At 65.2% G+C, this 9,753-nt stretch carries 10 protein-coding genes; all 10 read right to left on the bottom strand.

Translation table 11 applies throughout. The features are described 5' to 3' along the window. Positions 1–79 precede the first annotated feature (79 nt). Complete coding sequence (gene bamD, locus IIB36_16835; GenBank protein MCH7533403.1) at positions 80–829, bottom strand: outer membrane protein assembly factor BamD; 750 nt, start codon at positions 827–829, stop codon at positions 80–82. Between the two features lie 147 nt (positions 830–976). Further along, a complete protein-coding gene (locus tag IIB36_16830) occupies positions 977–1,924 on the bottom strand; it encodes a hypothetical protein (GenBank protein MCH7533402.1) in 948 nt (315 codons plus the stop codon). A gap of 72 nt (positions 1,925–1,996) precedes the next feature. Next, positions 1,997–2,761, bottom strand: coding sequence for a tetratricopeptide repeat protein (locus IIB36_16825; GenBank protein MCH7533401.1), 765 nt, complete (start codon positions 2,759–2,761; stop codon positions 1,997–1,999). 27 nt (positions 2,762–2,788) lie between these two features. Further along, positions 2,789–3,514 (bottom strand): class I SAM-dependent methyltransferase, encoded by a 726-nt coding sequence (locus IIB36_16820; protein ID MCH7533400.1) that lies wholly within the window; start codon positions 3,512–3,514, stop codon positions 2,789–2,791. A gap of 24 nt (positions 3,515–3,538) precedes the next feature. Beyond that, positions 3,539–4,654 carry a DegT/DnrJ/EryC1/StrS family aminotransferase gene (locus IIB36_16815; protein ID MCH7533399.1) on the bottom strand — a complete coding sequence of 372 codons (1,116 nt, stop codon included), beginning with the start codon at positions 4,652–4,654 and terminating at the stop codon, positions 3,539–3,541. Then, on the bottom strand, positions 4,651–5,667 hold the full coding sequence (locus IIB36_16810) for a Gfo/Idh/MocA family oxidoreductase (protein MCH7533398.1): 1,017 nt from the start codon (positions 5,665–5,667) through the stop codon (positions 4,651–4,653). Before IIB36_16810 ends, IIB36_16815 begins: the two co-directional genes overlap by 4 nt. Next, on the bottom strand, positions 5,667–6,299 hold the full coding sequence (locus IIB36_16805; protein ID MCH7533397.1) for an N-acetyltransferase: 633 nt from the start codon (positions 6,297–6,299) through the stop codon (positions 5,667–5,669). The genes IIB36_16810 and IIB36_16805 overlap by 1 nt, the downstream gene beginning before the upstream one ends. After that, positions 6,296–7,540, bottom strand: coding sequence for a glycosyltransferase (locus IIB36_16800; GenBank protein ID MCH7533396.1), 1,245 nt, complete (start codon positions 7,538–7,540; stop codon positions 6,296–6,298). Before IIB36_16800 ends, IIB36_16805 begins: the two co-directional genes overlap by 4 nt. Next, positions 7,537–8,730, bottom strand: a complete 1,194-nt coding sequence (locus tag IIB36_16795; protein ID MCH7533395.1) for a glycosyltransferase — start codon at positions 8,728–8,730, stop codon at positions 7,537–7,539. Before IIB36_16795 ends, IIB36_16800 begins: the two co-directional genes overlap by 4 nt. Further along, positions 8,727–9,740 carry a zinc-binding alcohol dehydrogenase gene (locus IIB36_16790; GenBank protein MCH7533394.1) on the bottom strand — a complete coding sequence of 338 codons (1,014 nt, stop codon included), beginning with the start codon at positions 9,738–9,740 and terminating at the stop codon, positions 8,727–8,729. The genes IIB36_16795 and IIB36_16790 overlap by 4 nt, the downstream gene beginning before the upstream one ends. Between the last annotated feature and the right edge of the window lie 13 nt (positions 9,741–9,753).

Here is a 9,753-nt window from a genome sequence, read left to right as displayed (position 1 = left end):
CACGGAGACGGGACCGTTGTGGGGAGGATCGAAGGGGCCCCCGAAGAGGCCGAGGCGGAGCGGAACTACGCCGGACCCGTCAGGACCCCGATGCATTACCCCGCATCGCGGCAGCCTCTGGAGATTCCGGATACCGTTCGAGCAGGCGTTGTTTCGCAGCCTCGGCCTCGTCCTCGTACCCGATGGCCACGTTCGCGCGGTATATCCCCGCAAGCGACATGGGTGCGAACTCGGTTTCAGCGTACAGTCTCGTTACGAATTCGTAGTATTTGATCGCCGAGTCCCACATCTTGCGACGAAAGTAGAAGTCCGCGGTGTCGTATTCCTTCTCTGCCAGCTTCAGCCGCATCCTGTTCGCGAGCCCGGCAGCCTCGATCGCCCCAGGAGTCCCTTGGTAGTCCAGCACCACGTTGCGGCACACAATGATGGCGTCGCGCGTGAAAACCTGGTCGCGCGGCATGTCCGGCGACAGCGCCGCGAGCGACCGACACACGCCCAACGCGGCGATCACCGCATCGGCGTGTCCTCCGTAGCGGTCGAGGAATCGCACGTATTCGGAGCGGGCCGTGAGGTAGTCACGGTCGGCGTAGCGTGCGTGCCCGAGCAGCATGCGGGCCTCCGGCAAGCGATCCCAATCCGCATAGGCGAGCAATAGCCGATCCAGCGCATCAGCGGCGTTGTCGAATTCGTTCTCGGCATATTCCTCGGTCGCCAGCCGATACAAGGCGTCGGCATCCATGCCCTGGTATCTATTGAACCCGCCGCCGCACGCCGCGGCTGCCAGCAGAATCAGAGCGACAAGAAACGATCGTGGTTTAAGAGAACGCATCGGGCTGGAGACTGTGGACGCTACAACGTGGCTACTCATTGAGCCGAGCCGCCAGGGCGAGCGCGGCACAGCACAAGAAGATAACGCCTCGGGAGCGTGCTCAAGCACATGCGGCTGAGCCGCATGCCGGCGACAGCCTCAGCAGCGTCAGCGACAGCGTCCGTCGCGAAGGGGGTCCAACCCGCGGCCGAACCGGATCTGATCGAAGGCTCGCTGAGCACGCGCCACGAGCGAACCCGCCTGGTCGGCATAGCGAACCTGGGCGTACGCGTCCATGGAGAGCTCGCACTCCCCCATCTCGGCCAAGATGTCGCCCTTCTCAAACCAGGCCTGAGCCTGAATGTTGCGTGGTTCACCGACTTCCACCGCTCGTTCGATGAGGATGAGTGCCTGCTCGAGCTCTTCTTCTTTCAGCGCGGAGCGCCCCCGTAGCTCGCGCGCCAGGTTGAAGGCGCACGTCCCGATGTACCAGTCGACCTCGCCGCGCTCCCACGGCCGAACCATCTCCCGGAACCGCTCGAAGTAGATCAGCGCATGACGGCAATCACGGATCTCCTCGTACGCCAGTCCCACTTCGAAGACGATCTCCGGAACGGAATCGGTTGCCTCGGCCACCGCGTTCTCGTAGAACGGCAAGGCCCTGCCATACTCCCCACTCCCGAAGTAGTGGCGCGCGAGCGGCAGCGACATCTCTCCGACACCGAGCCCAGGGCGCAGCCGCAGCGAGGTCTCGACGGCGGTCGCCATCGCGAAGCGGTCCCCGCTGGCGAGCGCCTCGCGCGCGAGGCGCATGAGGTCGGCGACCGCTTGATCCGCGAGCCCCTCTTCTTTCGACGCCGCCTCCACATAGTAGGCGCTCGCTTCGTCGACCCGACCCATAATCGCGTACGTATGCGCCACCCTCACTGTGGTGCCCGGGTCGTTCGCACCCTGTCGTACCGCGAGCCGGTACTCGGCGAGAGCTTCTTCGTAGTTGCCGAGTGCGAACGCCTGGTCGCCCCTACGCAACGCGCTCTCCTCGGTCGTGCGCGTGACGCACGCGGCGACAGTGAATCCGCACATCGCGGCAAGCGTGAGGAAGCGGCGAAACGTCATGGGAGTGGGTTCGTGGTCGAGGGGTCAGAAGTCCGTGGTTTGCTGCGGAATATAGCAGCAAGGATCGGGCCGCTAGTCCGTGCTCCTCTCCACGTCTGCGCCCGACGCGTCACCGTCCGGGTTGCTGTGCACATCCGGGAACATCACGCCTGCAGATGCGAGGTACGCACGAGGACGCATGTCCTCCGGATCGTCGACCGCACACCGTTCCCACTCCCGAATCGCACGCTCGGAGTCCCCTGTGCGTTGAAGCACGACCCCGAGCCGGATCCGAGCGCCCACGAATCCCGGGCATGACTCGAGAATGACCTCCAACTCGGTCTTCGCCTTGTCGAGATCGCCGGCGTTGATGAGAGATTCGGCGAACTTGGTGCGGATATCCATGAAGCGAGGCCGCACGTTGATCGCGGCCTCGTAGTGCGTGGCCGCTTCCTCCGGACGGTTTACGGTCAGGTACAAGTCCCCGAGCTGCGCGTGCGTCACGGCGATCCGATTGCCCACGTCGGACGGGAACGCCCTCGAGTCACGCGTGTCGATCTGACCGGCCTGGTCGAACGCCTTCTGCGCCTCCTCGTGTCGACCCAGCTCGTTCAGAACGATGCCACGGTTGAGGTGCGCCTCGGCGTACGAGGGATTCCTCTCCAGGGCGGCATCGAAGTGGAGAAGAGCCTTCTCCAGCCGGCCCAACATCGCCTCGCACAGCCCGGCCTTGTTGCGCACGTCGGCGAAGTGCGGGAAGTCCTCCAGCACGCCGAGAAACGTCTTGAGCGCAGCCTCGAAGTCATCCTCTTCCCAAGCGCCGACGCCCCGCGCGACGATCTGACGCGCGAGTTTCAACTTGCGGTCCATGCGGGAAGGGTGGCGCTAGGGGACGGTAGGGGGAAGGGGGATACCAAGCAAGTGTAGGGCGTGCGTACGAAGGAACGGCGCTCCGGCCTCCACGAAACGCGCCAAGCCTACGGACACCCGCGTCAGGGGGCGCGCGATCGGCGGGGCCAAGGTCAGCGAGCGAGTGCGTGCTTCGAAGGCGGTGAAGAGACGACGCACCTCGGATCTGCCTATCCCGACGGTGTCCGGATTGCGCGGGTGACTCACGCGGAAGTCGTAGATGAGCGCCCAACCGTCCGGCTTCATCACACGCCGGATCTCGCCGGCCAGCGCGTCCCGAGCATCGGGCTCGAGAATCGACGAGAAGACGGTGTTCGCGCACACGAGATCCATGCTCGCCCGGTCGAACGGCAGCGCCCATCCACTGCCAACACGAAAGTCGATGACCGGCTCAGCCGCGCGTGCAGCCTCAATGCGATCCTCGAGCAGATCGATTCCGTGGAGCTTTCCCTGGTCGGCTCCCCAAGAACAAAGCGTGCGGAGCCAGTCCCCTGCTCCGCAGCCCACGTCGAGCACTTCAGCGCTCGAGAGGTCACCGGAGCCGGCGTCGGCGAGCAAGGCGCGCGCGACCTGCTCACGTCGCTTTCGCCAGAATCGGTTCTCGGGTCGCTCCGAGGCGGATAGCGCCCGCTTCCCGGTGCGATCTCGCTTCGTGTAGACCGCGCGGATGCGGGCCTCCTCACGCCCGCGGTCGATGCTCATCCCCGTGTCTCGAGCCCCCCACCCCTACGCTCCCGACACCGCCCGGAGCACGCAAGCGACGACGTAGTGAGCGTCGTCGGGAGTCAGCCCGTGGTGTACTGGCAGCGCTAGGATCCGGTCCGCGAGCCGGTCCGTGACCGGCATCTCGAAATCGCCGTACATCTCACGGAAGATCGGCTGCTGGTGGAGCCCGCGCGGATAGTGCACCGCCGTGCTCACCCCCATTCCAAGCAAGTGCTCGGCGAGAGCGTCCCGGGTCACGCCCGTGACGTCGGGATCGACTGTCATGCAGAACTGGTGCCATGCGTGTGAGGATCCGGGCGTGACCTGCTGCGGCGTGACGCCCGAGACCCCTTCGAGTCCTTCGAGCAAGATCGCCGCGGCGCTCCGGCGCACCTCCAGCATCGAGTCGAGCCTCGTCAGCTGGGCGCGTCCGATGGCGGCTTCTACATCCGTCATCCGGTAGTTGAAGCCGAGCGAGGTGTGGTAGTACTTGCCCGTCTGCCCGTGGGCACGAGCTTCGCGCAAGCGCTCGGCGAGATTCGTGTCGTTTGTGCACACCATCCCGCCTTCGCCGACGAACATGTTCTTCGAGGGGTAGAACGAGTATGCAACCGCGTCGTCCCACGCACCGACGTCGGAGTCGTCCAGCCTTGCTCCATGAGCCTGGGCGGCATCCCACACGACCGCGAGCCCGTGGCGATCCGCAAACGCTCGTGTGTCCCGTCGCGAGCACGGATTCCCGAACAAGTGCACCGGCACCACCATCTTCGTGCGCTCGGTGACGAGATCCTCCGCCAGTCCCAAATCGAGTAGGAATGAGTCCGGGTCGACGTCGCAGAACACCGGTTTCGCGCCGGTCAGCGCCACCATGCTCGCGGTCGCGATGAAGGTGAACGACGGCACGATCACCTCGTCCCCCGGATCGAGCATGCAGAAGAACGGCAGGTGCAGCGCGGCTGAGCCGTTGGCGCACGTGACCGCGTGCTCCGCCCCCACGTACTCCGCGTACTCGTCCTCGAAGGCGGCGCACTGTGCGCCCTGGCGTAGCGCGCCGGACCGAAGCACCGCTGTCGCGGCCGCAATCTCATGCTCGGTAAGCTCGATCTTCGCGATCGAGACCTCTTTCCTCTGCGTCATCGAACGGGTGCTGTTCTGATTTCTTCGACGACCCGCATGAGTCGAACGGCGTCCAACACATTGCCCAGCACCGGGGCTCGCCCTTCCCTCACGGCTTCCAAGAACGTGCGCACTTCGGCCTGGAAGAAATCGGTTTGGGTGGTGTCGATCAGGTTCCGGCCAGCGGGCCAGCCCTCGACCGCTTTCAGCGTATGCACGAACGAGAGTGCGTCTGCGGTGATCGAGCCACGAAACGTGCCATTGGCGCCCTGGACCTCGACGGACTGGCTGAATGCCGGAGTGATGAGGTCGGCCTGGATGAGCACTTCCACTCCGCTCTCGGTTCGCACGCTCACCACGACGTAGTCCTCGGCATCCACAGCATACTCCACTCCGTCGATCACACGCTGGGGCTGTAACAGCTCACGCCGGTGCACTACGACTTCTCTCGCATCTCCGAAGTACCAGAGCGCGAGGTCGAGCATGTGGACGAGCATCTCGTTGATCGCCCCGCCTCCGGTCTCGCGCCGGTGTTTCCAGAGCCGATGTGATCCCCGACCTCCGATGCGGAACGTCGCGGATACCACGCGGCCTAGCACCGCGCTGGTGCCTGTCTCGGCCACCCCTTTCATGACCTCCGCACCGACCTCGAACGCGGGCACGAGCCGGTAGACGAAGCCGACCATGCCGATGGCCTCGTGGGCCAGCACTGCGCGTCCGATGCGCTCGGCTTCAGCGAGCGTCTGGCAGAGCGGCTTCTCACAAAGGAACGCCTTACCGCTGAGAACGGCCTGCTCGATCAGGCCCGCGTGGGTAGTCGTCGGCGTGCACAGATCAACTGCGGCGATGCTCGGGTCGGCAAGAATCTCGTCGACCGGCGCCCAACGGACGCCCTCGCTCTCGGCCAACGCGCGGGCACGCGCCTCGTCGATGTCGCCGAGCACGATCTCGACATCACGATCGGCCTGGAAGCCACGCAGATGCTTGGGCGCCTGCTTTCCACACCCGATGATCCCAACCGTGAGAGGGCTCATCAGTCCTCGAGAAACGGGCGCCACGAGAGCGCCATGTTGCTCTCCTTCAGCTTGTCCGGCATGGGGAAGGCCCGCCCTGGCACGCCCTTGATGAGCGTTCCGGGCGCCACGTCCTTGGTGACGACCGCCCCCGCCGCAATGAAGGCGCCCGCACCGATCCGGACCCCCGGCGAAACGACGACGCCGGCGCCGATCGTCACTCCGTCCTCGATGATCGGACCCTCCGGCCGGTAGTTGGGTCGATCCTTCAGCGGATACCGATCGTTCGTGAGCACCACGCCCGGCCCGAAGAAGACGCGTGACCCGATCGTCACATGCGTCGGGATGTAGCACGCCGACTCGATCTTCACGAAGTCGCCGATGTCGACGTGACCGTCGATGACCGTGTTGGTGCCGACCACCACGTGGCTGCCGATGCTGGTCTTCTCACGAATCATCACGTTGTGACCGGTCTGACAAGCCTCGCCGATCGATACGTCGGCGTAGATCACCGACCCGGACCGAATGGTGACATGGTCACCGAGGACCACCGGCTCGCAGCCCTCCTTGTAGCGAAGCCCCACGGTTGCGCCGGGCTGGATGACGCAACCTTCGCCGAACTCCGCAAAGTGCTCCTGTGAATCAACGCTCATTCGCCCGCAGCTTTCCCGTTTTTCGCAAGCGAGTCGACGAGTCCCATGAGCTTGCTGCGCTCCTCTTCCCAGCTGAACCGGGTCTCGAACGCGCGGCGGCCCCTCTCGCCCATCGCATGAGCCTGCTCGGCGTGCACCAACAGGTCGATCACCGCATCGGCAAGCGCCTCTGGATCTTCGGTGTCGACCAAGTGACCGCACTCCACTTCACGCACGACGTTCCCGATCTCGCCGAAGTCGGGGGCGACCACAGGGATGCCGGCCTGCATGTACGAAAAGATCTTGCGGGCGTTCCCCGAGGAGACCAACGGGTAGTGATAGACAGGCTGGTACGGCGCCAATCCCACGCTGCACTTCTGGAGCTCCACCAACAGCTCCGGATACGGCACGTGGGAGAAGAAGCGAACCGCCTCTCCGAGTCCCAGCTGGTCGAGCAGGCGACTCACGGCCGCTTCATCGTCCTTCAGGCGACCATAGAAGACGAACTGCGTATCGGGGCACACCTCGAGCACACGAGCCGCCGCCTCCAGGATGACACGGAAGCCCTTCTCCTTCATGAGCCCCCCGGCATAGGCGACCAGCTTCCGGCTCTCCTGCGCCCCGGAACCAGCGGAGGCGCCCGACGAGCCCGTCAAATCGAGCGTCCTGTTGCGCCCCGGAACCACGTCATCACTTCGTGCGGGCAGGTTCCACAGGACTTGCACGGGCTTCCCGATGCCCCGGTACCGCGTCTCCAGCCAACCGTTCAGAGAGTCGACCGTCGTGATGCCGTCCACGCCCCGTACCAACAGCAATTCGATACGATCGAGCATGGAGGTAGCCACCCGCCTCAACGGGCCCGCGTAAAAACCCATATCGACTGCGTACATCTCTGCGGCGTCGTAGAGCACGCGCCCGCGAAGGAAGCGGGCGATGGGGAGATGCAGGAAGTGGGTCAGAATCCACATCGGCCGGCCTGGGATCCGCTCGACCTCACGCAACAGCCTGGCATAATAGCGCGGCAGCCTGGCAAGCAGACGCAAGCTCCACGCAGGCGCGGGCAACGATATCAGCCGAACCTCGTCGACCAACCCTTCGGGCAGAACCGGCCCCTTCCCGCTGCCCTCGCGATCCCACGCCAACACCGTGATCCGCCATCCCTCTTCTTTGAGCGTCTGCAGAAAAAGGATCTGTCGGGGGGTGAGCACCGCCCAGAAGGCGACGATGACTGCGTGCCGGGTCGGCTCCGCCGCTCGGATCATCCTAGACCCTCCCCGATCTCAGGGCCGAATCGGCCCATGCGCTCGCCGCGGACCGCCCGCGCGACCCCGAGCCCCGATGCGAGCACGGACAGCATGAAGTAGTAGACCCAGGTCAAGGGCGGAACCGCCGGAAGGCCCACGCGGTCCATCAGCCAGCCGGCCGTCGCCATCGCGTAGATCGCTAGCTGCGCGCCCAGCAAGCTCAGGGACAGTAGGTCACCCGCCACGATCGCGAGCCCGAGACTCGCCACGAGCCCCAGCCCGAGGAAGTACGGCGTGAGCCAGCGAAACACCTTGTGAACGAGCACGACGAGTCCCACGGTCCAAGCCGATCGCCAGGGCAGCTCGCGCAGCCCCGCCATGGTGCCCGAAAAGCTGCGCAGCACCATGCGCGTGCGAACCCGAAACTCTGCTCCAGCTTCTCGATGGGCCTGTTCGATCGCTACCGCGCGCGGTTCGTACACCACGCGCGCTCCGCGGCCGGCGAGCTGTATCGGGAGAACGACGTCCTCACCGAAGTCAGGGTTCATCGGCTCGAATAGCGAACGGCGCACCGCCATACACGCTCCGGGAGCCCAAGCGAGCACGCCGAGGGCACTCTCCAAAGACCAGAGCATCTGCTCGAACGACCAATAGAAACTCGTACCGGCACCGGTCTGACTCCGCGTGGGGTCCTTCCACAGCATGCGGGCACCCACACAGCCGACAGCCTCGTCGGCGAAGTGGCTGGTCATGAAGGCGAGAGCGTCCGGCTGCAGCATCGTGTCAGCGTTCGTGAAGACGACGATGTCTCCCGTCGCGAGTGCCACCGCAGCGTTTTGAGTCGCGGTCTTGCCCGCCCCAGCACCATCGTATACGCGCACGCGTGCGTCCCTGGAGGCGAACAATCGTGCGATCTCCACGGTTCGATCGGAAGACCCGTCGGAGGCGACGAGGATCTCCAAGCGATCCGCAGGATAATCCAGAGCCAGCGAGTTCTCGAGCTTCTGCTCGAGCACAGCCGCCTCGTTGTGCGCGGCAATGAGCAGGGTGAGGGACGGAGGCCTTCCGTCCGCTACGTCTGTCCCCATGTCCGTCCCTCGGCGGCCCCAGACTGCAACGAGCACGTGCAGGAGGAGTGGGTATCCCACCCACGTGAGGACGACCAACGCGATGGTGGTCCAGGCGAAAAAAGAGAACGCCATCGTCACGACACGGAGTCAGTCCAGTCGAGCACGACCTGGATGAATTCTTGGTCGTGCGAGGAAACGATGTCGTATGCCGCCGCGAGGTCGGGGGCCACAACCCTATGCGTGACGAGCGGCTTCCCCACCACGAGTCCGGACGCCACGAGGCTCGCGGCGGCGGCGAAGTTCTCACGGCGGCTCCAGCGGTTGAACTCGCTTGTCGTCGCGGTGCTTCCGGAGCCGCGCACGCTGTGCACGGTGATCTCCTTCGAGAAGAAGATCTCACCCGAGACCGAGAAGTGCTCGATGTGGAAGCCCCCCACCACGACCCGCCCCTGATTTCGCACGACCCGCATCGCCGTGTGGACCGCCGAGTCGACCCCTGCCCACTCGATTGCGACGTCGACGCCCCGATCGCCGGTACGGTCGAGCACCTGTTCCGTCAGCTCCGGGTCGGCGGGGTCGAGCGCCAGGCTCGCACCCAACTCGATGGCGAGCTCGCGCTTCCGCGCGGAGCGACTGATCGCGATCACCTCTCCCGCTCCGGTGGCGCGCAGCACCTGGCAGCAAAGGAGCCCGAGAGTACCCATCCCGATCACGGCAACCGCGTCGCCTGCGAACGGGCCCGCACGATGAAGCGCGTGCAGGTTGGTGGCGGTCAAGGCGGTCGCAACCGCATCGTCGGGGGAGATGTCGTCCGGGAGCACCGCCCAGTAATCCGCAGGACCCAGAATCGCATGGCTTCCGTGAGGCTTCATCGCGATAACGAGCTCGCCGGCCTCGATGTCCACCACCTCCGGGCCCATTTCGACGACCCGACCCACGAACTCGTAACCCGGGTGGTACGGATATCCGCGACGCCCGCTCTTGATAGCGGGGTTCGTGCCGTCGTACCACATGCGTTCCGTGCCTGCGCTCACCCCCGTGACGATCGCCTCAGCTCGGACGGAATCGTCCGGTAGCACAGGCATCGCCTGGCGTCGCATATCGATGGAGCGCGGTCCGTCGAGCACGAGGCTGACCATGTCCGGCATAGGAACTCGGTCT

This window comes from Gemmatimonadota bacterium (genome assembly GCA_022560615.1).
Lineage (GTDB): Bacteria > Gemmatimonadota > Gemmatimonadetes > Longimicrobiales > Gaopeijiaceae > UBA1138.
The sequence above is the reverse complement of the archived record's forward strand: the minus strand, read 5'-3'. Positions and strand labels throughout refer to the sequence as shown.